General features: G+C 67.4%; 23 protein-coding genes and 1 pseudogene. 14 read left to right on the plus strand and 10 right to left on the minus strand.

Annotated features, from left to right (window positions below):
* The first annotated feature begins 67 nt into the window (after nucleotides 1-67).
* Entirely contained in the window at nucleotides 68-1,444 is a 1,377-nt protein-coding gene (locus PWF70_RS03575) for a wax ester/triacylglycerol synthase domain-containing protein (protein ID WP_006358376.1), read from the plus strand.
* A gap of 28 nt (nucleotides 1,445-1,472) precedes the next feature.
* Here PWF70_RS03575 and PWF70_RS03580 read toward each other — a convergent pair whose 3' ends face one another.
* Nucleotides 1,473-3,584 carry a RecQ family ATP-dependent DNA helicase gene (locus PWF70_RS03580; RefSeq protein WP_127961691.1) on the minus strand — a complete coding sequence of 704 codons (2,112 nt, stop codon included), beginning with the start codon at nucleotides 3,582-3,584 and terminating at the stop codon, nucleotides 1,473-1,475.
* Between the two features lie 106 nt (nucleotides 3,585-3,690).
* Between PWF70_RS03580 and PWF70_RS03585 the strand changes: the two genes are divergently transcribed.
* Genes PWF70_RS03585 through purD form a run of 3 tightly spaced genes read left to right on the plus strand, consistent with a single transcriptional unit; the run spans nucleotide 3,691 to nucleotide 8,205 of the window.
* A complete protein-coding gene (locus PWF70_RS03585) occupies nucleotides 3,691-4,944 on the plus strand; it encodes a bifunctional glycosyltransferase family 2/GtrA family protein (RefSeq protein WP_042376936.1) in 1,254 nt (417 codons plus the stop codon).
* Entirely contained in the window at nucleotides 4,941-6,896 is a 1,956-nt protein-coding gene (locus PWF70_RS03590; RefSeq protein ID WP_042376880.1) for an ArnT family glycosyltransferase, read from the plus strand. The genes PWF70_RS03585 and PWF70_RS03590 overlap by 4 nt, the downstream gene beginning before the upstream one ends.
* Nucleotides 6,897-6,951: 55 nt before the next feature.
* Entirely contained in the window at nucleotides 6,952-8,205 is a 1,254-nt protein-coding gene (gene purD, locus PWF70_RS03595) for a phosphoribosylamine--glycine ligase (protein WP_197028074.1), read from the plus strand.
* Nucleotides 8,206-8,230: 25 nt separating this feature from the next.
* On the opposite strand, the gene PWF70_RS03600 is transcribed toward purD, so the two are convergent.
* The 3 genes from PWF70_RS03600 to PWF70_RS03610 form a co-directional block, all read right to left on the minus strand.
* Entirely contained in the window at nucleotides 8,231-9,178 is a 948-nt protein-coding gene (locus tag PWF70_RS03600; protein WP_286352831.1) for an alpha/beta hydrolase, read from the minus strand.
* Nucleotides 9,179-9,272: 94 nt separating this feature from the next.
* Complete coding sequence (locus PWF70_RS03605; RefSeq protein ID WP_035752099.1) at nucleotides 9,273-9,668, minus strand: DUF302 domain-containing protein; 396 nt, start codon at nucleotides 9,666-9,668, stop codon at nucleotides 9,273-9,275.
* 32 nt (nucleotides 9,669-9,700) lie between these two features.
* Nucleotides 9,701-9,970: a metal-sensitive transcriptional regulator gene (locus tag PWF70_RS03610; protein WP_005201272.1), complete on the minus strand. Its 270-nt coding sequence runs from the start codon at nucleotides 9,968-9,970 to the stop codon at nucleotides 9,701-9,703.
* 298 nt (nucleotides 9,971-10,268) lie between these two features.
* Between PWF70_RS03610 and PWF70_RS03615 the strand changes: the two genes are divergently transcribed.
* The 3 genes from PWF70_RS03615 (at nucleotide 10,269) to purB (ending at nucleotide 12,794) form a co-directional block, all read left to right on the plus strand.
* Nucleotides 10,269-10,859 carry a TetR/AcrR family transcriptional regulator gene (locus PWF70_RS03615; RefSeq protein WP_197028075.1) on the plus strand — a complete coding sequence of 197 codons (591 nt, stop codon included), beginning with the start codon at nucleotides 10,269-10,271 and terminating at the stop codon, nucleotides 10,857-10,859.
* 55 nt (nucleotides 10,860-10,914) lie between these two features.
* The gene (locus PWF70_RS03620) at nucleotides 10,915-11,301 is read left to right on the plus strand and encodes a hypothetical protein (RefSeq protein WP_006358385.1); all 387 of its coding nucleotides are present in this window, start codon (nucleotides 10,915-10,917) and stop codon (nucleotides 11,299-11,301) included.
* 65 nt (nucleotides 11,302-11,366) lie between these two features.
* Complete coding sequence (gene purB / locus PWF70_RS03625; protein ID WP_006358386.1) at nucleotides 11,367-12,794, plus strand: adenylosuccinate lyase; 1,428 nt, start codon at nucleotides 11,367-11,369, stop codon at nucleotides 12,792-12,794.
* 3 nt (nucleotides 12,795-12,797) lie between these two features.
* Here purB and PWF70_RS03630 read toward each other — a convergent pair whose 3' ends face one another.
* Nucleotides 12,798-13,085, minus strand: a complete 288-nt coding sequence (locus PWF70_RS03630) for an Rdx family protein (RefSeq protein WP_035751986.1) — start codon at nucleotides 13,083-13,085, stop codon at nucleotides 12,798-12,800.
* Nucleotides 13,086-13,146: 61 nt separating this feature from the next.
* Here PWF70_RS03630 and PWF70_RS03635 point away from each other — a divergent pair, with 61 nt between their 5' ends.
* Both PWF70_RS03635 and PWF70_RS03640 read left to right on the plus strand, forming a co-directional pair.
* On the plus strand, nucleotides 13,147-14,046 hold the full coding sequence (locus PWF70_RS03635; RefSeq protein ID WP_035751984.1) for a phosphoribosylaminoimidazolesuccinocarboxamide synthase: 900 nt from the start codon (nucleotides 13,147-13,149) through the stop codon (nucleotides 14,044-14,046).
* The gene (locus PWF70_RS03640; protein ID WP_042376877.1) at nucleotides 14,043-16,190 is read left to right on the plus strand and encodes a S9 family peptidase; all 2,148 of its coding nucleotides are present in this window, start codon (nucleotides 14,043-14,045) and stop codon (nucleotides 16,188-16,190) included. The genes PWF70_RS03635 and PWF70_RS03640 overlap by 4 nt, the downstream gene beginning before the upstream one ends.
* Nucleotides 16,191-16,266: 76 nt before the next feature.
* Here PWF70_RS03640 and PWF70_RS03645 read toward each other — a convergent pair whose 3' ends face one another.
* Together PWF70_RS03645 and PWF70_RS03650 are read right to left on the minus strand one after the other, a co-directional pair.
* Entirely contained in the window at nucleotides 16,267-17,814 is a 1,548-nt protein-coding gene (locus tag PWF70_RS03645) for a DHA2 family efflux MFS transporter permease subunit (protein ID WP_006358390.1), read from the minus strand.
* 61 nt (nucleotides 17,815-17,875) lie between these two features.
* On the minus strand, nucleotides 17,876-18,370 hold the full coding sequence (locus PWF70_RS03650; protein ID WP_006358391.1) for a MarR family winged helix-turn-helix transcriptional regulator: 495 nt from the start codon (nucleotides 18,368-18,370) through the stop codon (nucleotides 17,876-17,878).
* 171 nt (nucleotides 18,371-18,541) lie between these two features.
* On the opposite strand from PWF70_RS03650, the gene PWF70_RS03655 reads away from it, so the two are divergent.
* From PWF70_RS03655 to PWF70_RS03670, 4 genes are all read left to right on the plus strand, one after another.
* Complete coding sequence (locus tag PWF70_RS03655; RefSeq protein ID WP_042376874.1) at nucleotides 18,542-19,024, plus strand: glutathione peroxidase; 483 nt, start codon at nucleotides 18,542-18,544, stop codon at nucleotides 19,022-19,024.
* 68 nt (nucleotides 19,025-19,092) lie between these two features.
* Nucleotides 19,093-19,332, plus strand: coding sequence for a phosphoribosylformylglycinamidine synthase subunit PurS (gene purS / locus PWF70_RS03660; RefSeq protein WP_005201292.1), 240 nt, complete (start codon nucleotides 19,093-19,095; stop codon nucleotides 19,330-19,332).
* Nucleotides 19,333-19,337: 5 nt separating this feature from the next.
* Nucleotides 19,338-20,018 carry a phosphoribosylformylglycinamidine synthase subunit PurQ gene (purQ, locus tag PWF70_RS03665; protein WP_005201295.1) on the plus strand — a complete coding sequence of 227 codons (681 nt, stop codon included), beginning with the start codon at nucleotides 19,338-19,340 and terminating at the stop codon, nucleotides 20,016-20,018.
* A gap of 10 nt (nucleotides 20,019-20,028) precedes the next feature.
* On the plus strand, nucleotides 20,029-21,321 hold the full coding sequence (locus PWF70_RS03670; RefSeq protein WP_042376872.1) for a M18 family aminopeptidase: 1,293 nt from the start codon (nucleotides 20,029-20,031) through the stop codon (nucleotides 21,319-21,321).
* 1 nt (nucleotide 21,322) lies between these two features.
* Here PWF70_RS03670 and PWF70_RS03675 read toward each other — a convergent pair.
* Together PWF70_RS03675 and PWF70_RS03680 are read right to left on the minus strand one after the other, a co-directional pair.
* A pseudogene (locus PWF70_RS03675) lies at nucleotides 21,323-22,089 on the minus strand (lytic transglycosylase domain-containing protein).
* 185 nt (nucleotides 22,090-22,274) lie between these two features.
* Entirely contained in the window at nucleotides 22,275-23,585 is a 1,311-nt protein-coding gene (locus PWF70_RS03680) for an outer membrane protein assembly factor BamB family protein (RefSeq protein ID WP_042376870.1), read from the minus strand.
* Nucleotides 23,586-23,637: 52 nt separating this feature from the next.
* Here PWF70_RS03680 and PWF70_RS03685 point away from each other — a divergent pair, with 52 nt between their 5' ends.
* Complete coding sequence (locus PWF70_RS03685) at nucleotides 23,638-24,111, plus strand: anthrone oxygenase family protein (protein WP_042376867.1); 474 nt, start codon at nucleotides 23,638-23,640, stop codon at nucleotides 24,109-24,111.
* Here PWF70_RS03685 and PWF70_RS03690 read toward each other — a convergent pair.
* Nucleotides 24,108-25,667, minus strand: a complete 1,560-nt coding sequence (locus PWF70_RS03690; protein ID WP_286352832.1) for an HNH endonuclease signature motif containing protein — start codon at nucleotides 25,665-25,667, stop codon at nucleotides 24,108-24,110. The two genes, PWF70_RS03685 and PWF70_RS03690, sit on opposite strands and share 4 nt — an antisense overlap.
* Between the last annotated feature and the right edge of the window lie 30 nt (nucleotides 25,668-25,697).

Below are 25,697 nucleotides of genomic sequence, written 5' to 3' on the forward strand. Positions count from 1 at the left end.
GTCCTCTGGTGAGCCGAAACGACAACGTGTGATCGGCGGCTGAGTACGGTCATGACCGGAGGCAGTCATGACCGAGTACATGCGCAACAGCGACGCTTTCACCTGGTCGATGGAGTCCGACCCGCGCCTGCGATCGACGGTGGTGACGGTCATCCTGCTCGACCGCACACCGGACTGGGATGCGATGCGCAGCCGGTTCGAGACGATCAGCGCCGACCTGCCGATGTTCCGCGAGCGCGTCGTGTACTCGCCGCTGTCGGCGCCGCCGAGGTGGGTCCCGTACCAGGATTTCGATCTCGACTTCCACATTCGCCGGGTCGGGGCACCCGCTCCGGCCACTTTCGACACCGTGCTGGAGATGGCGCGGATCGCGGCGATGGAGGACTTCGACCGTGCCCGGCCGTTGTGGAAGGCGACGCTTGTGGACGGGCTCGCCGACGGCGGTGCCGCGGTCGTCTGCAAGTTCCACCACGCGCTGACCGACGGGGTGGGGGCCATCGAGATCGCGATGCGGCTCTTCGACCTGACCGAGGAATCCGACCATCCGCCGGGCACGCCCGACGCCATCACGCCGCCGAACGGTGAAGCCTGGTGGCGGGACTACCTGGACTCGATGCGATTCGACGCCGAGCGCGCCTCGAACACCGTGATGGAAGTCGTGAAATCGGTACCGGGCTTGGCGTTCAACACGATTCGCCATCCGATCGCGACCGCCGGTGACGCCGTCGAGACAGCTGCATCGGTGTTCCGCACCGTCCGGCCCGTCAACGAGACGGGATCGCCGCTGATGACGGAACGCTCGTTGGTACGGCATCTCGACGTCCACGAGGTTCCGCTGCAGCAACTGCGCGACGCCGGGCACCGTGGTGGAGGCTCACTCAACGACGCCTTCGTCGCGGGCGTCGCCGGAGGGCTTCGTCTGTACCACGAGAAACACGACGTCGAAGTCGGTGACCTCCATCTGTGTATGCCGGTGAACCTGCGGACCGAGGAGGACGCCCCAGGCGGCAACCGGATCACCTTGATGCGGTTCGACGTGCCGGTCGCCGAAGTCGATCCGGCGCAACGGATCGCTCGAATCCACCGGCGGACCTCACGTGTCCGCGACGAGCGCTCGTTGCCGTACACCCAGCTCATCGCCGGCACCATGAACCTGATGCCGCGCTGGTACATCGGTTCGGTCCTGCGTCACGTCGACTTCCTGTGCAGTGACGTGCCGGGTATTCCGGTGCCGCTCTACCTCGGCGGCGCCCGGATGACCGCCCAGTACGCCTTCGGTCCCACGATCGGGGCCGCGGTCAACGTCACCCTGCTCAGCTACATCGACACGTGTGAGCTGGGGATCGATGTCGACACCGGCGCCATCGCCGATGTCGACGTCTTCCACTCGTGCCTCGTCGACGGGTTCGACGAGGTGCTCTCGCTCGCCCGACCTGCTCCCTGAGGAACGAGCACGCGAGCGTCTCGAAGGGTCAGACCGTCCGGTGGATCAGCAGCGGTAGGACGGCACCGGCCCCGGCCTCACGGAGTGCCGCGGCGGCGAGGGTGATCGGCCAGCCCGAGCTGTTGGCGTCGACGACGAGCATCACGTTCTGTCCGGCGACCTCGGGTGGATCGCCGAGGTGGTCGCGCCAGTAGGCGGCCTCGACTGCTCCGGTGGCATCGGTCGGCGGATCGCCCAGGTGGACGGGGAAGGTTCCGCCGCCCCGTTTCCCGACCGTGCGCAGATGTTCGGCGAGCGTCTCGGCCAGATTGGTGCCGGTCAGGCGGAGCGACACGATGACGTCGGCGCGGATACCCGTCTCGCGGACCCAGGAGGACAGCGTCGCGACGGCGGCATCGCCGAGTTCGGCCAGTGCGCGTTCGTCGCCGTTGCGGGCGGCGGCCAGCACCTCCACCCATTCGGGGGCGTCGGCGTGTGCGAGGACGCGACCCGGCTGGGCGAGGAGGTCTGCGGGAATCCTTCCGCGACGGCCGAATTCGCCGCCCGGCCACATCTTCCGCGGATCGAGGGTCGACGCCTTGCGGCGCAGCGTCGACGTGACGGTGCGCACCACCTCCGCATCGACGGAGTCGGGGAGTCCCTCACTCAGCGCGCCGCGGCAGACCGAGCAGCGACCGCAGTCGGCGGCCTGTGGGTCGTCGAGCGATTCGGTCAGCAGTCGCATCAGACAGGTGCGCCCGGCGATGTAGGAGCGCATGATGTCGGCCTCGCGGCGACGGACCGCGAGCACGCCGTCGTAGTGTGCGGCGTCGTAGGTCCAGGGTTTGCCGGTGGCAACCCAGCCGTCGGGGGTGCGGTCGGTGATGCCGTCGACGGCGAGTTGCTTGAGCATCAACTCGATTCGCGTACGGCGGAAGCGGGTGGCGGCCTCGAGCTGGATGGGCGACTGCGGTTCGTCGGCGGCCTCCAGTGCTGCCAGCAGATCGCGCATCTTGTCGGGATCGGGAATCGTCGCGGTGGCGAAGTGATCCCAGATCCGGTCGTCGGTCTGCGAGGCCAGCAACATCACGACGGCGTCGTCCAGGGCACGCCCGGCACGACCCACCTGCTGGTAGTAGGAAACCGGCGACGGCGGCGAACCGACGTGTACGACGAAGCCCAGGTCCGGCTTGTCGTAGCCCATCCCGAGGGCTGACGTCGCGACGAGCGCCTTGACCTTGTTGTGCAGCAACGCATCTTCGAGTTCGTGCCGGCGGTCGGCGTCGAGCTGGCCGGTATAGGCGGCGACCTCGACCGAATCGCCGTGTACCGCGCGGATGGCCTCGACGAGCCGGTCGGCGTCGGCGACGGTGAGGACGTAGACGATGCCCGAACCCGGGAGATGGGGGAGCGCCTGCGCCACCCAGCCGTAGCGCTGGACGGGTGAGAGTCCGTCGAGAACGTTGAGATGCAACGACTTCCGGGCGAGCGGCCCGCGGAGGACGAGTGTCGGTGCGTCGGAACCGGCGTCGAGCTGGGCGGCGACATCCTCGGTGACGCGCGCGTTGGCGGTCGCGGTGGTCGCCAGGACCGGCGTCGTCGGGTTGACCGAGCGGAGCACGTCGGCCACGCGTCGGTAGTCGGGCCGAAAGTCGTGACCCCAGTCGGAGACGGCGTGCGCCTCGTCGATCACCAGGAGTCCGAGGTTGCCGGCCAGTGCGTCGAGCACACGTCGTCCGAAGCCGGGATTGGCGAGGCGTTCCGGCGAGACGAGCAGGACGTCGAGGTCACCCGCCCGCAACTGCGCCTCGATCGCCGACCACTCGTCGACGTTCGACGAGTTCAGCGTCGCCGCGGACAGGCCGCCACGAGCCGCTGCGGACACCTGGTCGCGCATGAGGGACAGCAGCGGGGAGACGATCAGCGTCGGTCCGCCGCCACCGGCGCGGATGATCGCGGTGGCCGACCAGTAGACCGCGGATTTGCCCCACCCGGTCGCCTGGACCACGAGAACCCGCGCGCCGGGTGTGCCGGGCTCGCCCCCGGCCAGCGCGGTCACCGCGCGCAGCTGGTCCTCGCGCAGCGCGGCGCCCTCACCGGCCAGGCTGGTGATCACGCGGTTGGCGGCGGTCAGCTGGTCAGGGGCGAGGGTGGCGGTCATGAGCCCCAATGTAGTGGCGACGGCCGACAGTGGAGATCGACGGTTCACAGGAACCCTGCAGCCGGGTTCCAGAGTGGTTCGAGGGTGCGAGCCGATCGTGGTCCTCATGATCCCGCAAGCACCGCCGGTCCGGACGGCGCAGGTGTACACGCTCGCCGACAGCTCGGCGTCGACCCCGGTCCTCGACATCGTCGTCCCCGTCTACAACGAACAGGCCGACGTCGCGTCGTCGGTGCGCCGGCTCGCCGACCATCTGCGGCAGCACGTGCCGTATCCGGCGCGCATCACCGTCGCCGACAACGCCAGCACCGACGACACCCTCGCGATCGCCCTCGGTCTGGTCGACGAACTCGAGGGCGTCCGCGTCGTCCACCTCGAGGAGAAGGGGCGGGGGCGTGCGCTCAATGGGGTGTGGCAGTGCAGCGACGCCGAGATCGTCGCCTACTGCGACGTCGACCTCTCCACCGACCTCAACGCGCTGATGCCGCTCATCGCCCCGCTGGTGTCGCGGCATTCCGACATCGCGATCGGCACCCGGCTCAGCCGGTCGTCGCGGGTCGTCCGCGGACCCAAGCGGGAGTTCATCTCGCGCTCCTACAACCTCATCCTCCGAACCGCCATGGGCGCCAGGTTCTCCGACGCCCAGTGCGGGTTCAAGGCCATGCGCACCGACATCGCACGCGGGTTGCTGCCGTTCGTCGTCGACACCGGCTGGTTCTTCGACACCGAGCTGCTCGTTCTCGCCGAGCAGATCGGCTTGCGGATCGCGGAGGTCCCGGTCGACTGGGTCGACGACCAGGACAGCACCGTCGACATCGTGCCCACCGCACTCGCCGATCTGAAGGGTTGTGCGCGAGTCGGTCTCGCGCTGGCGATGGGGCGGCTGCCGATCGCGCAGCTCCGCGCCTCCATCGGTCGCGGCCGGGCGGCCGGCCCCCAGATCGACGGTGTGCCGAAGGGTTTGGTCGGTCAGCTCGCGCGGTTCTGTGTGGTGGGTGTCGCCTCGACGATCTCCTTCGCGGTGCTGTTCCTGGCGTTGCATTCGTTCCTGGGAGCGCAGGTGTCGAACCTGGTCGCCCTCGCGATCACCGCCGTCCTGAACACCGCAGCCAACCGCCGGTTCAGCTTCGGCGTCCGCGGGCGTGACAACGCACTCCGCCACCAGTTGTTCGGTCTCGGGGTGTTCCTGTTCGGCTGGCTGGTCACCGCCGGCTCCCTGTTGTTCCTGCACACCGTCGCGCCGGACGCGACCAAACACATCGAACTGATCATCCTCGTGGTCGCGAACCTGGTGGCCACGCTCACCCGGTTCGTCGGTCTCCGCTGGGTGTTCCGCAAGACCCCGGAGGTTGTCGCATGACGACACTGACCATCGACCCACCCCGCGACTCCGCTCCGCAGACGCATGCACACGCGAAGAACGTGCTGTGGGCACGTCTCTCACTGGCCACGCTGCTGATCGGTACCGGTGTCCTCTATCTGTGGAATCTCTCGACCAACGGTTGGGCTAACTCCTTCTACTCGGCGGCCATCCAGGCCGGTTCGGAATCGTGGAAGGCCTGGTTCTTCGGATCGAGCGACATGGCGAACTCGATCACCGTCGACAAACCACCTGCCTCGCTGTGGATTCCGGGCATCAGTGCCCGGATCTTCGGCGTCAACTCCTGGTCGATCCTGGTGCCCGAGGTCCTGATGGGCGTCGCATCGGTCGCGTTGCTGTACCTGATCACGCGAAAGTACTTCGGCCACTGGGCCGGAATCCTCGCCGGCGCGGTACTGGCGCTGACGCCGGTCGCGGCGTTGATGTTTCGCTTCGACAACCCCGAAGCCCTGCTCATCCTGCTGATGATCGCGGCCGTGTGGTCGCTGATGAAGGCCGTCGACGACGGCCGGTGGCGGTGGCTGATCCTCACCGGCGTGTTCATCGGGTTCGGATTCCTCACCAAGCAGTTGCAGGTGATGTTGATCGTGCCGGCACTGTCGGTCACCTATCTGGCCTTCGGTCCGCGTGGTTGGTTGCGCCGGCTGGGTCAGCTGTTCGCCGCGCTCGGAGCGATGATCGTGAGCGCCGGCTGGTGGATACTCGCCGTCGAACTCTGGCCGACGTCCTCGCGGCCGTATATCGGTGGTTCGCAGAACAATTCGATTCTCGAGCTGACTCTCGGCTACAACGGGTTCGGCCGACTCAACGGCAACGAGACCGGGGCCGTGGCCCCCGGCCGTTCCGGTATGGGCGAGATGGGTGGCCCCCGTGGCCCCGGCGGTGGCCCGTGGGGTGAGACCGGATGGCTGCGGATGTTCGAACCTGCGCAGGCCGGTCAGATCGCGTGGCTCATCCCGACCGGGCTCCTACTCGCCGTTGTCGCGGCAGTCCTGATCGGCGGTGCGCGACGGACCGAACCGCGTCGCGCCTACCTCGTGGTCTGGGGAATGTGGCTGCTGGTCACGATGGGTGTCTTCAGCTTCATGGCCGGGATCTTCCACCAGTACTACACCGCAGCCCTCGCCCCGGCGGTCGCTGCTCTCGTCGCCAGTGGTGGGGCGGTCTGCTGGAGTCACCGCGGCCGACTGTGGGTCCGGATCGCTCTCGGCGCATCCGTGTGGATCGCGGCCGGCTGGGGCTTCGTCCTGCTGAACCGCACCCCCGACTTCGTGCCGTGGCTGCGCGTCGTGGTCCTCGTCGTCGGCCTGCTCGCCGGTGCCGCGATGGTCTTCGCGAACCTCCGCGGTGTCGCAGGTGCAGCGGTGACCGGTGCGATCCTCGCCGGACTCGCCGGTCCGGTCGCGTACACGATCGACACGGTGACGACCGAGAAGAGCGGTTCGATCATCACCGCCGGCCCGCGGGTCGAGGGCGAGTTCGGCCCTGGTGGACGCGGAGGCCCCGGCCAGGGGATGCCCGGCAGTCGCGGCGGTGACGGGCCCGGTGGCCTGCTGCGCGGTTCGACCCCCACCGCAGCCGTTGTCGAGAAGCTGAACGCCGACGCCGACCGGTACACGTGGGTGGCCGCGGCGGTCGGGTCGATGTCCGCCTCGGGCTACCAGCTCGAGAGCGGCCATTCGGTGATGCCGATCGGCGGGTTCAACGGCAGCGATCCGTCGCCGGCCCTCGCCGAGTTCCAGAAACTGGTCGCCGAGAGAAGGATTCACTACTTCCTCGGCGGTGGTGGCGGGCCCGGTATGGGCGGGGACCCGATGGGCACGGACTCCGAACGTCCGGCATCGTCGATCAGTGCGTGGGTTCAGGAGAACTTCACCGCGGTGACGGTCGACGGGGTCACGATGTACGACCTGACCCAGCAGACCGGCTGATGCGCTCACCGGCGCGTGACGCGGGCCCTGTACGCAGTCGTTTAGAGTCATGGTCGTGCGAGTACTCGTGATCGGCTCGGGCGGCCGCGAACATGCCCTTCTCATCGGCCTCAGGAACGATCCGTCGGTCACCGACCTGCATGTCGCTCCCGGTAACGCCGGCACCTCGGCGATCGCCACCAACCATGCCGTCGACGTGGTCTCCGGTGAGGCGGTCGTCGCCCTGGCGCAGAAGCTGGAAGCCGACCTCGTGGTCATCGGACCCGAGGTGCCCCTGGTTCTCGGCGTCGCCGATGCGTTGCGCGAAGCCGGCATCGCAACCTTCGGTCCCAGCGCGCAGGCCGCGCAGATCGAGGGCTCCAAGGCTTTCGCCAAGGACGTGATGGCCGCGGCCGGCGTCCACACCGCACACGCGGAGATCGTCGACAACCCCGCGCACCTCGACGCGGCACTCGACCGCTTCGGGCCCACCTGGGTCGTCAAGGACGACGGTCTCGCCGCGGGTAAGGGCGTCGTCGTCACGGCCGACCGCGACGTCGCCCGCGACCACGCCGCCGAGTGCCTGGAGAGCGGACACCCCGTCCTGCTGGAGAGCTTCCTCGACGGTCCCGAGGTGTCGCTGTTCTGCCTCGTCGACGGCGAGACCGTGGTGCCGCTGCTGCCCGCGCAGGACCACAAGCGGGTCGGCGACAACGACGCCGGACCCAACACCGGCGGCATGGGTGCCTACACACCGCTGCAGTGGCTGCCCGCCGAGATGACCGAGCGCATCGTCGACGAGGTCGTCAAACCTGTTGCGGCCGAGATGGTCAAGCGCGGAATCCCGTTCTCGGGTCTCCTGTACGCCGGTCTCGCCATCGGCAAGGACGGGCCTGCGGTCGTCGAATTCAACTGCCGCTTCGGTGATCCCGAGACCCAGGCGGTCCTCGCGCTGCTGAAGTCCCCGCTCGGTGCGGCGCTCAACGCGACCGCAACCGGGACCCTCGCCGACCTGCCGGCACTCGAATGGCACGACGGCGCCGCGGTCACCGTGGTCGTCGCCGCCGAGAACTACCCGGGCACGCCGCGCACCGGTGACGTCATCACCGGCGCCGACGCCGAGGGCGTGCTGCACGCCGGCACTTCCACGAATGCGGATGGTGCGATCGTCTCCGCCGGGGGTCGTGTGCTGGCCGTCGTGGGTACCGGCGCCGACCTCGCCGAGGCCCGCGCCCAGGCCTACGACCGGATCGCGAAGATCAAGCTGCCGGGCTCGCACTTCCGCACCGACATCGGTCGCAACGCCCTCGAGGGCAAGATCAGCATCTAGCCGCAGACCCGGGCGGGTCGGGGACTCAGTTCGCGAGATTGCGGCCGAGGAACTCGATCTGCTCGGGAAGCACGCTGCGCCAGTACCGATTGGTGTGACCACCGGCGGCGGTCCCGAAGGCGGCCGGCGGGTGAAGGCCCGCGGCCCACTGGCGGGTGTAGGTGTAGAACTGGTCGCTCGAACCGATGTTGATGAGCAGCGGGATCTTCGCGAAGCTCGGCTGCGCGCCGAACAGCGAGTTGGCCTGGTAGTCGGCGAGGCCGTCGAAGGCGCGCGGGGGGAAGTTGCGCGGATCGGCCCACATCGCGGGCGAGCTGACCGCCACCGCGGCGACGCGCGGCGCACCGAGCATCGACGCCAGACGCAGCGCGCCGTATCCGCCCATCGACCATCCGAAGAGACCGATGCGGTCGGTGGACAGGTTGAGCCGCGGATCGTTCGCGAGCATCGGCAGGAACTCGTCGAGGATCATCGCGCCACCGTCGGTGCCGTCGGCCCGTCGGTGGTAGTAGTTGCGGCCCACGTCGGCGGCGGCCAGCGCGAACGGGGCGTTGCCGTTGTCCACGTGCTGCTGCATCACGGTCTGCATCTCGAGTTTCGACCCGAAGATGGTCTTCTCGTTGGTGTTCAGCGCGTGCAGCACGACGACGACGGGCAGCTTGCCGGTCACGCCGTTGGGTCGGGCGACCGCCCAGCGGGTGTCGCGGCCGCCCATGCGGGCGGACTTGAAGCTGCCGGTGATCAGCGGGGGGCCACTGGTGACCGGGGGCGGCGAGGTCTCGATCGGCAGCTCGTCGTCGGCGGCACGGCCTTCGAGGTTGCGCGGCTGCACCGACGCCGACGGTGCCTTGTCCGAGCATGCGGCCAGTCCGAGCGCGGCGGCCCCGACGCCGGCGGCGAGCACGGCACGACGGCCCACGCGCGGAAGGTCGCGGTCGGCTGCATCGGAGAATCGGGATCGCACGCTCGTCATCGAAGCACCAGGGTAATCGCGGACCCCGGGCTCGACGCAACGTCGAGTCGGCCGACTCGCCGCCGCTGTGAGAAATCTGTCTCGGACTTGACGTTCAGTCGAGCGACGCGATGGCCTTCTGCAGGAGTTCGGCTGCTCCGGACGCCACGTCGGGCAGGCCCGGGGCGTCGGTCACCGCGACCATGATGTCGGGGTTCATCGCCTCGACGATGACGGTCCCGGCGTTGTCGGTGTCGTCGCGCACCACCACATTGCAGGGGAGCAGCAGGCCGATCTGCCTCTCGATCCCGAGCGCGCGATGGGCGAACTGCGGATTGCAGGCCCCGAGGATGAGGTAGTTCTCCATGTCCTCGTCGAGCTTCTTCTTGAGCGTCGCCTTCACGTCGATCTCGGTGAGCACGCCGAATCCGACATCGCTGAGCGCTTCCCGCGTCCGCGCGACCGCGTCGTCGAAGTCCGTCTTCAGGGTCGTCTGGTAACCGAGTTTCATGATCACTCCTCTCGTGGTGCTCCTCGCGTGCGTCAGGCGAGCGCCAGGAACAACTTTTCCATCTGATCGATCGTCATCGGCTCCGAGTCCTTGGACTGTTCACCGGTTATGCATTCGCGGAGGCCGGTCGCGACGATCTTGAAACCGGCCCGATCCAGTGCACTCGACACCGCGGCGAGTTGGGTCACGACGTCCTTGCAGTCGCGTCCCTGTTCGATCATCGAGATCACGCCCGCGAGCTGTCCATGGGCGCGGCGTAGCCGATTGAGCACGACGCCGATCGATTCTTCGTCGCCGACCATGACGACCTCCTTGTGGTTCTGCACGCGTGTGGTTCTGCACGCGTGGACTTGCCCGACAAACGTCGATCATACCCCTTGGGGTATGAGGAGCGGTCTGGTCCGGTCGGCATCTGCGTGGCGAAGTCGGCGAAGGTCGGCCGCGGAGGCGATCCTCGTGTCCGATGACGACTGGCACCTGCCCTGAACAGGGCATTCACCACGCGTGTCAGGGTCTTATACGGGAAATCGACTGTGCTTGTACCGCTTTGAGCAAAAGCAATACGGCGGTACGGATGCCTTTGGCAGCATGAACCACATGATGACGTCGGCGGCGACACCCAAGGGTGCGCGACGGCGGTCTCGCTTGATCGAGGCCGCCGGCGAGCTGCTGCTCGAAGGCGGCTTCGACGCCGTGCGTCATCGTGCGGTGGCCGAACGTGCCCAGTTGCCGCTGGCGTCGACGACGTACTACTTCGCCTCCCTCGACGACCTGATGGCCGAGGCGGCAGCCAGCCTCTGCAGCCACGACGCGGAGGCAGTCACCGAGCGCTGCAACGCACTTCCGCGTCGACGCCGCGGGAAGACCGCGACCTCGACCGCCCTCGCCGAGGTCGTCGTCGGCGACGACACGATCCAGCAACTGTCGGCCCGTTACGAGATGATCGCGCTGTCGGCGCGGTACCCGATGCTGCGCGAGGTGGTGAGCGACAGGTGGCAGACGCTGTCCATGTGTCACCTCGACGTCCTCGCCAAGTCCGGCCGGGTTGCCGACCCCGCCCACATCGCCCAGCTGATCGGGATCGAGGACGGCGCCATCGTCGGCGCACTCGGACAGAACGGTGTCCGGCCCATCGACGCGGTACGCGACGTCCTGCTCGAGGTGATCGACGTCCTGGCACCGCGAGCGTGACCGCAGGAAAGGAAGAAGGAATCGGATGTCGGGGGATTCGATGAGTAGGCGCCGTATGCGCAGAGGTCTTGTTGCCGCGCTCATGTCCGCGATCGCCGGGGTGCTGATGCTCGTCGCTCCCGGCGCCCAGGCGGCGCCGGCCGGTCGGGTCGACGCGGGTGTCCCGTTGTCGTCGGTGGTCTACGGAACCGGGTGCACCTACCCCGTGACCGTCGCGGTCAACTCGTCCGGCTGGGTGGAGTTCTGGGAGGTCAAGCCGGGTCTTCCGGCTCGATTCATCGGCCGCGATCTCCCCTCGGGTGCCCTTGCCTCGGTCACCTGGGTGCCCCGTCGGATCGGTGACAAGTACCTCTACGCCGTCCAGAACGGCAAGGCCTCGCAGCCCACCCTCGTGAAGGTGCGACAGGGCTACGGGTCCAACGGCACCTGCTTCGCGTTCTGAGCGTCGTGTGGGTCGGCAGGGTTGAGGAATTCGGGATCCGCTCCTGAGCGACCTACACTGAGCGGGTGTCGAAGCCCGTCATCGCCAACGTCCTGGCCAGCCGCTATGCCTCCACCGACCTCGCCGAGCTGTGGTCGGCCACCACCAAGATCGCCCTCGAACGGCGACTGTGGATCGCGGTATTGAAGGCACAGGCCGACCTCGGGATCGACGTCCCGGCCGACGCCATCGCCGACTATGAGCGCGTTGTCGACCAGGTAGACCTCGCCTCGATCGCCGACCGCGAGCGCGTCACCCGCCACGACGTCAAGGCTCGCATCGAGGAGTTCAACGCCCTCGCCGGTCACGAGCAGATCCACAAGGGCATGACCAGCCGCGACCTCACCGAGAACGTCGAGCAGCTGCAGATCCTCCGTTCCCTCGAGCACGTGCACGCCCATGGCGTCGCCGTCCTGGCCCGCATCGTCGAACGTGCCGCCCAGTACTCCTCGGTCGTGATGGCCGGCCGCAGCCACAACGTCGCCGCGCAGGCGACGACCCTCGGCAAGCGTTTCGCCTCGGCCGCCGACGAACTCATGATCGCGCTCACCCGACTTCGTGAGCTGATCGACCGCTACCCGCTGCGTGGCATCAAGGGCCCCATGGGCACCTCGCAGGACATGCTCGACCTCCTCGGCGGCGACGCCACCAAGCTCGCCGACCTCGAGGCGCGCGTCGCCGACCACCTCGGTTTCGCGCGGTCGTTCACCTCGGTCGGTCAGATCTACCCGCGGTCCCTCGACCACGACGTGGTGTCCGCGCTGGTCCAGGTCGCCGCCGCGCCGTCGTCGCTGGCCCACACCATCCGGCTCATGGCCGGCCACGAGCTGGTGACCGAGGGCTTCCAGCCCGGCCAGGTCGGCAGCTCGGCGATGCCGCACAAGATGAACACCCGCAGCTGCGAGCGCGTCAACGGTCTCGCGGTGGTCCTGCGCGGCTACGGCTCGATGGCCGCCGAACTCGCCGGTGCTCAGTGGAACGAGGGCGACGTCTTCTGCTCGGTGGTCCGCCGCGTCGCACTGCCCGACGCGTTCTTCGCGATCGACGGCCTGATGGAGACCTTCCTGACCGTCCTCGCCGAGTTCGGCGCGTACCCCGCGGTCATCGCCAACGAGCTCGACCGCTACCTGCCGTTCCTCGCGACCACCAAGGTGCTGATGGCGTCGGTGCGTGCGGGCGTGGGTCGGGAGACCGCGCACGAGGCGATCAAGGAGAACGCCGTCGCGGTGGCCCTGGCCATGCGCGAGGAGGGCCGCGAGCCCGACCTGCTGGACCGCCTCGCCGCCGACGACCGCATCCCGCTCGACCGGGCCCAGCTCGATGAGCTGCTCGCCGACAAGTCGGTCTTCGTGGGTGCCGCCGAACAGCAGGTCGCCGACGTCATCGCCGCCGCGGAGAAGATCATCGGCCAGTACCCGGAGGCCGCGGCCTACGCACCTGCCCCCATCCTCTAGGGGTCACTCCGGCGCGGAGGCGTCGGCGTGCCCGAGCTTCCAGTCGGGGAGCGCGACGTCGCGCACCAGTCGCTTGAGTTCGGGAGCCCCGGGGAATCCGCCGTCGCGTTTGCGCTCCCAGATCTGCGTGCCGCCGACGTCGATGTGGAACACGCCGCCGGTCCCGGGGACGAGCGTCACCGAACCGATCTCGGTGCCGAAGGTGTTGAGCAGCTCCGATGCCATCCACGACGCACGCAGCAGCCAGTTGCACTGGGTGCAGTAGGTGATGGTGATGTGCGGTCCGGTCATCGGTCAAGAATGTCAGAGCCTGCTGTCCCGTGCCGCCCGCCGAACCTCTAGGGTCGAGTCCATGCGTCCTGAACTGCAGTCCTACCGGCATCTGGCGTCGGGAAAGGTCCGTGAGATCTACGAGATCGACGCCGACACCCTGCTGTTGGTGGCCTCCGACCGGATCTCGGCCTACGACCACATCCTGAGTCCCGCGATCCCCGACAAGGGGCGCATCCTGACGGCGATGAGCTTCTTCTGGTTCGACGAGCTCGGCGTCCCCAACCATCTCGCCGGTGGACCCACCGACGAGCGCATCCCGGGTGAGGTCGTGGGTCGCTCGATGGTGGTGAAGCGACTGCCGATGGTGCAGGTCGAATGCGTCGCGCGCGGCTACCTGACCGGTTCGGGTCTGCTCGACTACCAGGCGACCGGTGCGGTGTGCGGCGTCGAACTGCCTGCGGGACTGTCGGAGGCGAGCAAGTTGCCCGAGCCGATCTTCACCCCGGCGACCAAGGCCGAGCAGGGTGAGCACGACGAGAACATCAGCTTCGAGCGCGTCGTCGAACAGGAGGGTGCCGAGCTCGCCGAGGCGCTGCGGTCGGCGACCCTCGACATCTACGGACGCGGCGCGGCAGTCGCCGCCGACCGCGGGATCATTTTGGCGGACACCAAATTCGAGTTCGGCCGGGGCGCCGACGGTGAACTCGTGCTCGCCGACGAGGTTCTGACCCCCGACTCGTCGCGCTACTGGGAGGCCGCGACCTACGCGGCCGGCAAGGTCCAGCCCAGCTTCGACAAGCAGATCGTCCGGAACTGGCTCACCAGCGCCGAATCCGGTTGGGACCGTGCCTCCGATGTCGCTCCGCCATCGCTGCCCGACGACGTCGTCGAGAAGACGCGCCAGCGGTACATCGATGCCTACGAATGGATTTCGCAGAAGTCCTTCGCCGACTGGCCCACTGCGGAGGTGGCCTCGTGACCGACGAGCGAAACACCGCGACACCGCCGGTCGCCAAGAAGGTCCCGAAGGAACGCACCCACCACGGCGACACCTTCGTCGACGACTACGAATGGTTGCGCGACAAGGACGATCCGGAGGTGACCGCCTACCTCGAGGCGCAGAACGCGTTCACCGAGGCGCACACCGGTCACCTGTCGGATCTGCGCAAGCAGATCTTCGACGAGATCAAGAGCCGCACCAAGGAAACCGACATGTCGGTGCCCGTCCGACGTGGACGCTTCTGGTACTACGCCAGAACGCAAGAGGGCAAACAGTATTCGATGTCCTGCCGGTGCCCGATCGCCGGCGATGACGACTGGACCGCGCCGAAGGTCGACGACGGTGTGACGCTGCCCGGTGAGGAGGTCCTGCTCGACAGCAACGTCGAGGCCGAGGGACACGATTTCTTCAGCCTCGGTGCGCTCACCGTCAGCGACGACGGCAACTGGCTGGCCTACAGCACCGACGTCGTCGGCGACGAGCGATACACGCTGCGCATCAAGGACCTTCGTACCGGCGAGGTCCTCGACGACGTCGTCACCGACACCTCGGGTAGCGCGGTGTGGTCGGCCGACGCCCGCCACGTCTTCTATTCGACGGTCGACGCCGCATGGCGGCCGGACACGGTGTGGCGACACGACATCGGTGCGGGCACCGAGGACGTCAAGGTCTTCCACGAACCCGACGAGCGGTTCTGGGTCGGCATGGGCACCACCCGCAGCGACAAATACCTCGTCATCGGAGTCGGCTCCAAGATCACCTCGGAGAGCTACGTTCTCGAAGCCGACAACCCGACCGGTGAGTTCCGCAGCGTCGTGCCGCGCGTCGACGGCGTCGAGTACAGCGTCGAACATGCCGTCATCGGCGGCGACGACTACTTCGTCATCGTGCACAACGAGGTCGTGGACGGTCAGAAGGCGGAGAACTTCGCCATCGACATCGCGCCGGTGGACAGCCCCGCGGACCGGCGTCCGCTGATCGCACACGATCCGGCCCGCCGCGTCGAGGACCTCGACGCCTTCGCCGACTACCTGGTGCTGTCATACCGGCGAGAGGCGCTGCCGCGCCTGGCCATTGCGGACCTCCGCCGGATCGACGGCATCCCCGCCGAATCCGACTTCCACGAGGTCGACTTCGATCAGGAACTGAGCACGGCCGGGCTCGGCGGCAACCCCGAGTGGTGGTCACCGAAGCTGCGCATCGGCTACGGCAGCTTCATCGAACCCGCGGAGTTGTTCGAACTCGACGTCGCCACCGGCGAACGCACCCTGCTGAAGCGGCAGCCGGTGCTCGGCGGCTACGACCCCGCCGACTACGTCCAGTCCCGTGAGTGGGCGGTCGCCGACGACGGCACCCGGATCCCGCTGTCGGTGGTGCGCCGCAAGGAGACCGACGCAGCGAAGCCTGCCCCGCTGCTGCTGTACGGGTACGGCTCGTACGAGGCCAGCATCGATCCCTATTTCTCGGTGTCCCGGCTGTCCATGCTCGATCGCGGCATGGTCTTCGTCCTCGCCCACATCCGTGGCGGCGGCGAGATGGGTCGCTACTGGTACGAGAACGGCAAGGACCTCAGCAAGAAGAACACCTTCACCGACTTCGTCGCGGCCGGACACCATCTCGTCGAGACGGGATGGACGACGCCGCAGCAGATGGTCGCCGAGGGCGGTTCGGCCGGCGGTCTTCTGATGGGTGCGGTGGCCAACCTCGCGCCGGAGCTGTTCAACGGCATCCTGGCGTCGGTGCCGTTCGTCGACGCGCTGAACTCGATCCTCGACCCGTCGCTGCCGCTGACGGTCATCGAATGGGACGAGTGGGGCGACCCGCTGCACGACCCGAAGGTCTACGAGTACATGAAGACCTACACGCCGTACGAGAACGTCGACGCGAAGCCGTATCCGCCGATCCTCGCGTTGACCTCGCTCAACGACACCCGGGTGCTGTACACCGAGGCGGCGAAATGGGTGGCGCGGCTCCAGGAGAAGTCGACGTCGGGCAACCCGATCCTGCTGAAAACGGAGATGACGGCCGGTCACGGCGGAGTCAGCGGACGCTACAAGCAGTGGGAGGAAGTCGCTTTCGAGATCGCCTGGATTCTGCAGCAGTCCGGCGCACTCGACGGCTAGAAGGTACAGAGGAATCAGAAGAGCCCCACCACCCTCGCGGGCGGTGGGGCTCTTCTGGTTTCGACCAGGAGGTCGATCAGTGCATCATGATCGGACCGCGATCCATGTCCTCTTCGACGAGAGGGGACGCGATCTTCTTGCGCGGCAGGAAGAATGCCGGGATCACGGTGAGCGCGATCAACACCACGGAGATCAGGAAGGTGTTGGAGAACACGTCGGCGGCGGTGTCGAAGAACGACTCCGGCAACGGGTTCGGGACACCCGGGGGCAGCGGCTTGTCGGAGGTGTTCGCCATGATCGCGAGACCGGCCTCCGGCTTGCCGGCCAGGCTGCTGGCGAGGATCACCGAGATCACCGCGGTGCCGATCGAGGTGGCCGTCTGCTGGATGGCGTTCATCAACGTCGAACCGTCCGGCACCTGGGCGTTGCTCAGGGTGGCGAGCGCCGCGGACATGATCGGCATCATCGTCATACCCATACCGAGGCCCTGGACGAACAGCGAACCGCAGATCAGCCAGTACGAGGTGTCCGAGCCGAGCATGGTGAACGCGGTCATGCCGAGGAGGATCAACACGATGCCCGCGAGTACGAACTTGCCGGGGCCCATCCTGTCGGTGAGTTTGCCGGCGATCGGCATCGTCAGCATGGCGCCGAGACCCTGCGGGGCGAGCAGCAGACCCGCGGTCAATGTCGACTCGCCGCGCACACCGATGAAGTACTGCGGGAACAGCAGTGCGGCACCGAAGAACGCGATCATGAACAAGACCATCGTGATCACCGCGATGCTCAGCGTCCGGTTCTTGAACAGACGCAGGTCGAGGAGCGGCTTCTTCGCGCGCAGCGCATGGACGATGAACGCGACGATGAGAAGTGCGCCGATGATCGTCGGGATCAGCACCGAGCCGCTGACGAAGGTGCGGTGTTCGGCGCTCGAGGAGATGCCGAACAGGAACAGCGCCAGACCCGGCGACAACAGCAGCAACCCGACGAAGTCGATCGAGGACCGCTTGGTCTCGGCGTCGTCGCGCAGGACGATCCAGGCGAAGACGAAGGCGATGATGCCGATCGGGACGTTGATCAGGAAGATCCAGTGCCAGCTGAGCTGCTCGATGAGCACGCCGCCGAGGATCGGACCCGAGATCGGGCCCAGGAGCATCGGGATACCGAGGACGGCCATCACCGAACCGACGCGTTCGGGACCCGCCGCCTTGGTCAGCATCATCATGCCGATCGGCATCAGCAGACCACCGCCGAGGCCCTGGACCACGCGGAACGCGACCAGCATGCCGATGTTCGGTGCGAAGGCACAGAGGATCGAACCGAGGGTGAACAGGACCAGCGAGGTCAGGTACACCTTCTTGGTGCCGAAACGCGACGCGGCCCAGCTGGCCAGCGGGATCACGGCGGCGAGGGCGAGGGTGTAACCGGTCGCGGTCCACGCGGCACCCGCGGCGTCGGTGTTGAACTCCTGCTGGAAGGTGTTCTGGGCGACGCCGACCACGGTGACGTCGAGGATCGACATGATCGCGCCGAGTACGACCACACCGGCGACCAGCAGGACGTTCTTGTCCAGCTTGGTGTCTGGTGGACCTTCGTGGAGATGGCCTCCGGTGGAGGATGTCATGCGGTGTTTGTCCTATCGGTCGGGATGCGACTGAGAAGTAGGTGTCGGGAGGTGTTCGCGGTCAACGGGTGGCCAGATTGCAGAAGTGGTCGACGCCGTCGTCGACGATGGGTCGCAGCGCCGAACACAGGTTGTCCCGGAGTTCGGCGGGGAGGCCGGCCACGAACCGTCGCACGGTGTCGTGTTGCAGTGCCAGGTGTGTCTCGAGGTAGCGCATGCCGTCGTCGGTGAGCGAGACGCGCTTGATGCGACGGTCTGCCGAGTCCTCACGACGATCGGCGAGACCGGAGCTGACCAGCTTGTCGACCGTCCGGCCCGCGGCCGCGAGGGACAACTGGACCTGGTCGGCGATGGCGTTGACCGGCATCGGCCCGTCGTGGCTGCCGAGCGCACAGAGCACGCGGAGCTGGGAGAAGGTGATGTCGGTGGCGGCGAGACTCTCCATGGTTTCCGGCCGGCCGAGGTCGAGCAGACGGTCGAGGAATGCGACGAGCGCCGCCGAAGCGGATTCGATCGACTCGTCGGCGCTCGCTGCGCACGTGGGTTCCTCAGGCACCGGAAAATAGTAACTCCGACGCAACTATTGCAGAAGCGCAATATGCGTGAGATCGCACATGATCTGCGCGATGGTGTGACCCCCGTCTCACGGGAGGCTCGGTGCAGGTACAGAGTTTGACCGTCTCGTCCTGCGCCGGACAGCCTTCTGGCGACCGGTTAATCTCTCCCCATGGGCAACATCAAGGACATCCCGGTCAACTCCCTCGACGGTTCCGACGTCTCGCTGCGCGATTTCGGCGGGCCGCTGCTGATCGTCAACGTCGCCAGCAAGTGCGGCCTCACCCCGCAGTACGAGGGCCTCGAGCAGCTCGCGAAGACCTACGGCGACAAGGGGCTGACCGTCGTGGGCGTGCCCTGCAACCAGTTCATGGGCCAGGAGCCGGGCACCGCCGAGGAGATCGCGACCTTCTGCTCGACCACCTACGGCGTCACGTTCCCGCTGCTGGAGAAGACCGATGTGAACGGCGACGCGCGCCATCCGCTGTACGCCGAGCTGACCCAGGCCACCGACGCCGACGGCGAGGCCGGCGACATCCAGTGGAACTTCGAGAAGTTCCTCGTCAACGCCGACGGTGAGGTCGTCAACCGTTTCCGTCCCCGCACCGAGCCGACCGATCCGACTGTCGTCGCCGCGATCGAATCCGTGCTCTGAGTCGATTTGGGGGCACCCGGTAAGCTGACCAGGCGAGAACTGATCAGCAGAGATTGAGGAGCGGTGCCATGGCGCGAGTGGTGGTCGACGTGATGCCCAAAGCCGAGATTCTCGACCCGCAGGGGCAGGCCATCGTCGGCGCACTGGGTCGGCTCGGATTCACCGGGATCGGCGACGTCCGTCAGGGCAAGCGCTTCGAGCTCGAGGTCGACGACACCGTCGACGACGTGACCCTGGAGCGGATCGCCGAAGAGTTGTTGACCAACACGGTGATCGAGAACTTCAACGTCTCCCGGGTCTCGGAGTAGGCGGCATGACAGCTCGTATCGGTGTCATCACCTTCCCGGGCACCCTCGACGACGTCGATGCCGCCCGCGCGGTCCGGCTCGCCGGCGCCGAACCCGTTGCGCTGTGGCACGGCGACGCCGACCTGAAGGGCGTCGACGCGGTCATCGTGCCGGGCGGCTTCTCCTACGGCGACTACCTCCGGGCCGGTGCCATCGCGCGTTTCGCGCCGGTGATGGGGTCGGTCGTCGAGGCAGCGGGCAAGGGTATGCCGGTCCTGGGAATCTGCAACGGATTCCAGGTCCTGTGCGAGGCCGGGCTCCTGCCGGGCGCGTTGACCCGCAACGAGGGTCTGCACTTCATCTGCCGCGACGAGTGGCTGCGCGTCGAGAACAACACGACCGCGTGGACGACGCGTTTCGAGCGCGGCGCGGAGATCCTGATCCCGCTGAAGTCCGGCGAGGGCCGCTACGTGGCGTCGGAGCGCAAGCTCGAGGAACTCGAGGGCGAGGGTCTGATCGTCTTCACCTACCCGGAGCGCAATCCCAACGGGTCGGCACTCGACATCGCGGGGATCTCCAGCCCGAACGGCCGGATCGTCGGTCTCATGCCGCATCCCGAGCACGCGACCGAGGCCCTGACCGGCCCGAGCGACGACGGGCTCGGCCTGTTCTACTCGGTGATCGACTCGGTCCTCGCCTCGGTGTGAGTGCGTCCGGATGAGCGACGCAGCGCCGAAGATCCCGACGAGTGCGTCGGCGACCGGGCTCGGTGAGTTCATCGACGCCTCGCCGTCGCCGTTCCACGTCTGCGCCACGGTCGCCCGCGAGCTCGAGAATGCTGGATACACAAGGCTTTTCGAGGAGCAGGCGTGGCCGGCTGCGGTCAGCGCGGCGTCGTCGAAGTCCTATGTGATCCGCGGCGGTTCGATCATCGCCTGGGAGGCCGGCGACGGTCCCGCCTTCCGCATCGTCGGCGGCCACACCGACAGCCCCAACCTCCGGTTGAAGCAGCACCCCGACCGCACGTCGGCCGGGATGGCGATGATCGCGCTCGAACCCTACGGCGGCGCCTGGCTCAACTCCTGGCTCGACCGAGATCTCGGTCTGTCCGGTCGGCTCGCCTATCGGGCGGGAGATCGGGTGGCGCACACCCTCGTCCACGTCACCGAGGCGGTGGTGCGGGTACCGCAGCTGGCGATCCACCTGTCGGAGGACCGCAAGGGTGTCTCACCCGATCCGCAGCGACACGTCAACGGTCTCTGGGGTCTCGACGACGCCACCCCGGACGTTCTCGGCTGGGTCGCGGAGTACGCGGGCATCGACCCCGACACCCTGTTGGGCTGGGAACTGATGACCCACGACGTCGCGCCGTCGGCGGTGATCGGTGCGGCCGAGAACCTGCTCAGCGCACCGCGTCTGGACAACCAGGGCACCTGCTACGCCGGACTCCGCGCACTGCTCGACGGCTCGTCGTCGGCGCATACGCGAGTGCTGGCACTGTTCGACCACGAAGAGGTCGGTAGCGGCTCCGAGCGTGGTGCCGCATCGGACTTCCTGGCCTCGATCTGCGAGCGGATCGTGTTGTCGCGCGGCGGTTCCCGCTCCGACTATCTGCAAGCGATGGCCGGGAGCGTGTGCCTGTCCGGCGACATGGCGCATGCGACGCACCCGAACTATCCGGAACGCCACGAGCCCGGCCATCGCATCTCGATCGGCGGCGGCCCGGTGCTCAAGGTGAACCAGAATCTTCGTTACGCCTCGGATGCGTTGGGAGAAGCCATCTTCGCGGTGGCGTGCGACGATGCGGGCGTGCCGATGCAGCGATACGTCCACCGCGCGGATCTGCCCTGCGGCTCGACGATCGGACCGATCACCGCGACCCGCACGGGCCTCACCACGATCGACGTCGGCGCGCCGCAGCTCGCGATGCACTCCGCGCGCGAACTGATGGGTGCCGCCGACGTGCCGATGTATTCCGCTGCGTTGCAAGCCTTCTTGGCTCGGAACTGAATCAGTAGGAGCGGGCGAACCCGAGCACGTTGTTCACGTACTCCATGGAGTTGTTGTAGCGCAGGATCGCGGTGGTCAGCGACGCCGGGTTGCGCAGGTCGAGACCCTCGTCGCACAGGTAGCGACCGGTGGTCAGCGCGGCGTCGAAGATGTTCTGCGGGTCCGCTTTGCCGTCACCGTTGCCGTCTGCGGCGTAGGCCTTCCAGGTGGACGGCAGGAACTGCATGGGGCCGACCGCGCGGTCGTAGGCCGCGTCGCCGTCGAGCTCACCGCCGTCGGTGTCGCTGATGACCTCGTTGCCGCCGAGCGAGCCGTCGAGGACGGGGCCGAAGATGGCACTGCGCAGCACACCGTCGGGATTGACGTTGCCCTGGTCGGCGTGGTGGGACTCGACCTTGCCGATGCCGGCGATGACCTTCCAGTCGATGCCGCAGCGCGGGGTGGTGTCGGCGAGGGTGCTCGCGGCCTTCTTGTAGGCGTCGTAGTTGGTCACGGGGACCGCGCCGGAGGTGACGCTCGCCGGGCGGATGACCGGGGCGGGTGCCGGCGTCGGGGCCGGGGCGATCGGATGCGCCCGCGCGGCGGGGTGAGCGCGGGGGCCGCGGTGGCCGTCACGCCCGTGGAGAGGCTGCTGGGCTCCGGGGCGGCTGTCGGGTGCGACAGCTCGGCTCCTGCGGTGGCCGCGCCCGCCAGGACTCCGACGGGGAGGAGGGCCGTGGCCCACAGCGGTGTGCGTGTTTTCTTCCGTGGCTTGGAATGCTTACCCAAAACTTACTGACCTCACGTGTACTGCTCGTGGTTCGTGCTCTCGGAACCGAGCCGACCGTACACGTGGTCGTGAGCAAAGCGTTATCTTCCCGTGACCAACAAGGGTATGGACAGCGGGTCAGGTTTGTGTCTTCGCAGGTAGTCGGGGGCAGCCGGTCTCCGATGTGAGACGGCCCACACGCGCCTCAATTCGGACGCAGAACGGACATCGTGGAACCCTCGCTGAGCACGATGTAACCCTCGACGACCTTGATCAATCCGGGCGAACCGACGCCCTGTTCCCAGGCCACACTGTTCTCAGGTGTCAGGGCAGTCAGCTGGCCCTGGTTCGACAGGATCATGGTGGTGCCCGTCGATCCGATGCAGGCCGGATTGGCCAGGATTGGCTGCTCCGGACCGGGCGGCGGACCGCTGCCGATGTGATCGCCGTCGGCGAGCGCGTACGTCGTCCGCGACCCGTCGAGGCGTCCGAAGTTCACCAGTGAGCCGCAGGCAATGGCGCCCGACTTCGACAGTTCGCGGTCGCTGATCCGCCACAGTGCGCCCTGCCGAGCCGGATCGCGCACCTCGTACTCGCCGCGATCGGCGAAGATGCGGTTGGAGGCGGTCAGCAGCGGCAGCGTCGACGGCCCGGATTCGACCTGCAGGCCCTCCGAGTCGTCGACGGGGTCGGGGTCGACGCGTCCGTTGATCGTGGCGTACGTGGTGACACGCTCGGCGTTGTAGTCCTGGTGCTCGACGGTGACGCCCGTCGGATAGAGGGCGATGTCGCACTGGTCGCAGGCGATGCGGTTGTCGCCGTTCGTCGGGTTGACCAGGAACTGGCTGGCATCGGCGGTCTTGACGACGACGATGTCGCCGGTGACCTCGATGTCGACGACCGGTGCCGCGAAGGTGCGTGCCCAGATGGTCTTGCCGGCCGGCGTGTTCAACGAGAGCTGGTGACCGACCCGGTTGACCCGTAGGAAGTTGTTGCCGAGTCCCACGACCTTCTTGGTGTCGAGGTATCGGGCCGTCTGCGTCGGGACCCCGGCGTCGTCGACGAGATAGAAGCCGTCGTCGAGCGGGGTGCCGAGTTGGACAGCGCACCCGACCTGGCCGGCCTCGTTGAAGGCGCAGTCGCCCTGGCCGGCGTTGACCGGGGAGTCCCAGAGGAGACGGCCGTTGCGGCGGTCCACCATCGTGAACGAGCGGCCCAGACCCGACGGGTAGGCGATGAGCCAGCCCTCGTCGGAGGTGTCGACGACCTGAATGGTCACCTCGTCGCGATAGTCGGGGAGATCCTCGTGGCCGACGATGGTCCAGGCGATGGACGGCGCACGGTGGTAGTCGCGCAGTTCCCCGTAGGCGTACTCGGCGTCGTCCACCTGGTACTTGCCGCCGGAGAGCACCACTCCGACGGTGACGAGCATTGCTGCGCAGAGGATCAGTACGGCCGTCCCGATGCCGAACGGCAGGCGCGCGGAAAGCGCCCGGGCGCGGGAGCGTGAGGACATGGCTAAGAGTGAACCATGGCGTTTCCGTGGGCCACGAGGTGCACTGTTCTCTATGGACCCACTGCAGGATGTACTGGTGACCCTCACGGTCGTGACCACGGGACTCAGCGCCGGTGTGCTGGCAGGTTTCGGCTACGCCGTGATCCCCGGACTGACCCGCGCCGGCGCCGACGTCGCGGTCGTGACGATGCAACGAATGAACACTGCCATCCTCAATCCGCTGTTCGCGGTCATCTTCGGCGGTGGAGTCGTGTTCGGTGCCCTCGGTACCTGGGCCGCATGGAATGACGGGCTGCGCTGGTGGGTCCTCGCCGCGACCCTCCTCACGCTGCTCGGCATCGTCATCACCATGACGGTGAACGTCCCGGCCAACAACCGCCTCGATGCCGCCGCCGATGTCCACGGCACGGAGGCAGACCGGGTCTGGGCGGAATTCACGTCAGTGTGGATGCCGTGGAACATCGTTCGATCGGTGCTCACCACCGCTGCGGTCGTCGTCCTGGTGGTCGGGTTGCTCGTGGGTTAGAACGGGGGCGGGCCGTCCGCGGCCTCGCGGCGTTCGCGCTCGCGGAGGTTGCGGGCACGTTCGGCCCGCCGGCGTGCGTGTTTGTGCGCGAGCCGGTTGCTGGTGGGCGGGGTGTCGTCCCCGGTGATGACCCGTGGTGTCGGTGGGGCCTGGGGTGGCTGTTCGTAGCGGATACGACGCAGGTTGGGGAAGGAGTCCTCGAGGTTCTCGGCGTCACCGGGAATGACGAACCCTTCGGACGTGCGGTATTCGGTGACCAGGTGGCCGTCGTCGTCGCGGTACTGGACGTCGATCCAGTCGCCGAACGTCTTGTGTAGATGCCCGAACCGGCACTTGGCGTTCAAGTTCTCACTCGCCGTCGCCCCACCCTGGGCGGGGTTGGTGTGGTCGTACTCGGTGACGTGGTCGAGATCGCTACCGAAAGCTGAGTGGGCGCAGCCGGGTTCGGTGCAGTACCCATCGCGGACACGCACGAAATCGGCGCACGCCGCCGTGGGTCTGTACGGGTCGGCGGCTTGCGCACCGGGATAGACGATCACGACGTCTTTCGACGGGACGTCCTCGACGACGATGCGGGCCGGTGGTGTGCGGACCGGGGTGACGGGTGTGATGGTGGAGTCCGACCGTTCGGCGAGATCGCGGACGTGGTCGTCGGAGATGACGCCGGCGCCGTCGACCCAACCGATCCCTGGTGCCCCGGCGAGGGTGGCGGCGTCGGTGACGACGTGGATGACGACCTCGGTACTCACCGACCGGACCACCTCGGCGGGGTCGGGGATCTCGGCGTCACAGTCCTCTCGCTGGCATTGGCAGTCGAAGATGGTGCCGGTCAACAGCGCGAACATGGCATCGGAGTTGCGCTGGTTACGGTTCCGGCCGTCGTGCGCACACACGGTATCGGCCAACGCTTTCACCGCTTGTGCCGCGATGCGAATGTTCTCCGCCGCCATCACGCCGGTGATCTCACCGGTCCCGTCGGTGAAGTTCTCGGTCCACATACCGCGCTTGTCCAACGCTTCACGACGCCGCTCCCGCACCGCATCAGGATCGTGACGGAAGACGAGGCGGTCGACCATGTCACGCAGCTTCGGTGTGGTCCAGGCGCCCTTCCTGGTGCGCAGGATGGTTTCGATCTCGGTATCGAGGTCCGCGATGGCCGCGGCGTCGGAGATGAGGTCGGTGCGGGAGATGACCGTCTGGATCAACTGCCGCGACAGGATGCCGTCGCGCAGGGTGGTCAGCACCTTCGGTAGCCGGTCACGCAGGGCGAGCGCTTCACCCACCCACTGATCGGCCTGGTAGCGGGTGATGGCGGCTTCACGGCAGACCCGGGTCACCATCTCGGTGTAGCGGTCGATGAAGAACCCGCCCTGAGTGTTGACCACGAGCTGGTCGTAGACGGTGACGATCGACTCATACCGGCACCACGCCAGATAAGCCTCACCATGGCGGATCGAACCGAACCGTTCCATATGGGTTGCGGTGTCAGACAATTCGGGGTGGGCAGCATCGACCCCGGCGAGGAACCCGCTCGGTAGATCGGTCCACTTGCTCACGCTGCCCCCACAACGTCTACAGCCCAACCT

Source organism: Gordonia sp. Swx-4 (assembly GCF_030316175.1).
GTDB lineage: Bacteria > Actinomycetota > Actinomycetes > Mycobacteriales > Mycobacteriaceae > Gordonia > Gordonia alkanivorans.

Bases quoted from the DNA above. Each gene is read 5' to 3' on its own strand.
- PWF70_RS03575 (WP_006358376.1), top strand. From the start codon at position 68: ATGACCGAGTACATGCGCAACAGCGACGCTTTCACCTGGTCGATGGAG.
- PWF70_RS03580 (WP_127961691.1), bottom strand. From the start codon at position 3,584: ATGACCGCCACCCTCGCCCCTGACCAGCTGACCGCCGCCAACCGCGTG.
- PWF70_RS03585 (WP_042376936.1), top strand. From the start codon at position 3,691: ATGATCCCGCAAGCACCGCCGGTCCGGACGGCGCAGGTGTACACGCTC.
- PWF70_RS03590 (WP_042376880.1), top strand. From the start codon at position 4,941: ATGACGACACTGACCATCGACCCACCCCGCGACTCCGCTCCGCAGACG.
- PWF70_RS03600 (WP_286352831.1), bottom strand. From the start codon at position 9,178: ATGACGAGCGTGCGATCCCGATTCTCCGATGCAGCCGACCGCGACCTT.
- PWF70_RS03605 (WP_035752099.1), bottom strand. From the start codon at position 9,668: ATGAAACTCGGTTACCAGACGACCCTGAAGACGGACTTCGACGACGCG.
- PWF70_RS03610 (WP_005201272.1), bottom strand. From the start codon at position 9,970: ATGGTCGGCGACGAAGAATCGATCGGCGTCGTGCTCAATCGGCTACGC.
- PWF70_RS03615 (WP_197028075.1), top strand. From the start codon at position 10,269: ATGACGTCGGCGGCGACACCCAAGGGTGCGCGACGGCGGTCTCGCTTG.
- PWF70_RS03620 (WP_006358385.1), top strand. From the start codon at position 10,915: ATGCGCAGAGGTCTTGTTGCCGCGCTCATGTCCGCGATCGCCGGGGTG.
- PWF70_RS03630 (WP_035751986.1), bottom strand. From the start codon at position 13,085: ATGACCGGACCGCACATCACCATCACCTACTGCACCCAGTGCAACTGG.
- PWF70_RS03635 (WP_035751984.1), top strand. From the start codon at position 13,147: ATGCGTCCTGAACTGCAGTCCTACCGGCATCTGGCGTCGGGAAAGGTC.
- PWF70_RS03645 (WP_006358390.1), bottom strand. From the start codon at position 17,814: ATGACATCCTCCACCGGAGGCCATCTCCACGAAGGTCCACCAGACACC.
- PWF70_RS03655 (WP_042376874.1), top strand. From the start codon at position 18,542: ATGGGCAACATCAAGGACATCCCGGTCAACTCCCTCGACGGTTCCGAC.
- purS (WP_005201292.1), top strand. From the start codon at position 19,093: ATGGCGCGAGTGGTGGTCGACGTGATGCCCAAAGCCGAGATTCTCGAC.
- purQ (WP_005201295.1), top strand. From the start codon at position 19,338: ATGACAGCTCGTATCGGTGTCATCACCTTCCCGGGCACCCTCGACGAC.
- PWF70_RS03670 (WP_042376872.1), top strand. From the start codon at position 20,029: ATGAGCGACGCAGCGCCGAAGATCCCGACGAGTGCGTCGGCGACCGGG.
- PWF70_RS03680 (WP_042376870.1), bottom strand. From the start codon at position 23,585: ATGTCCTCACGCTCCCGCGCCCGGGCGCTTTCCGCGCGCCTGCCGTTC.
- PWF70_RS03685 (WP_042376867.1), top strand. From the start codon at position 23,638: ATGGACCCACTGCAGGATGTACTGGTGACCCTCACGGTCGTGACCACG.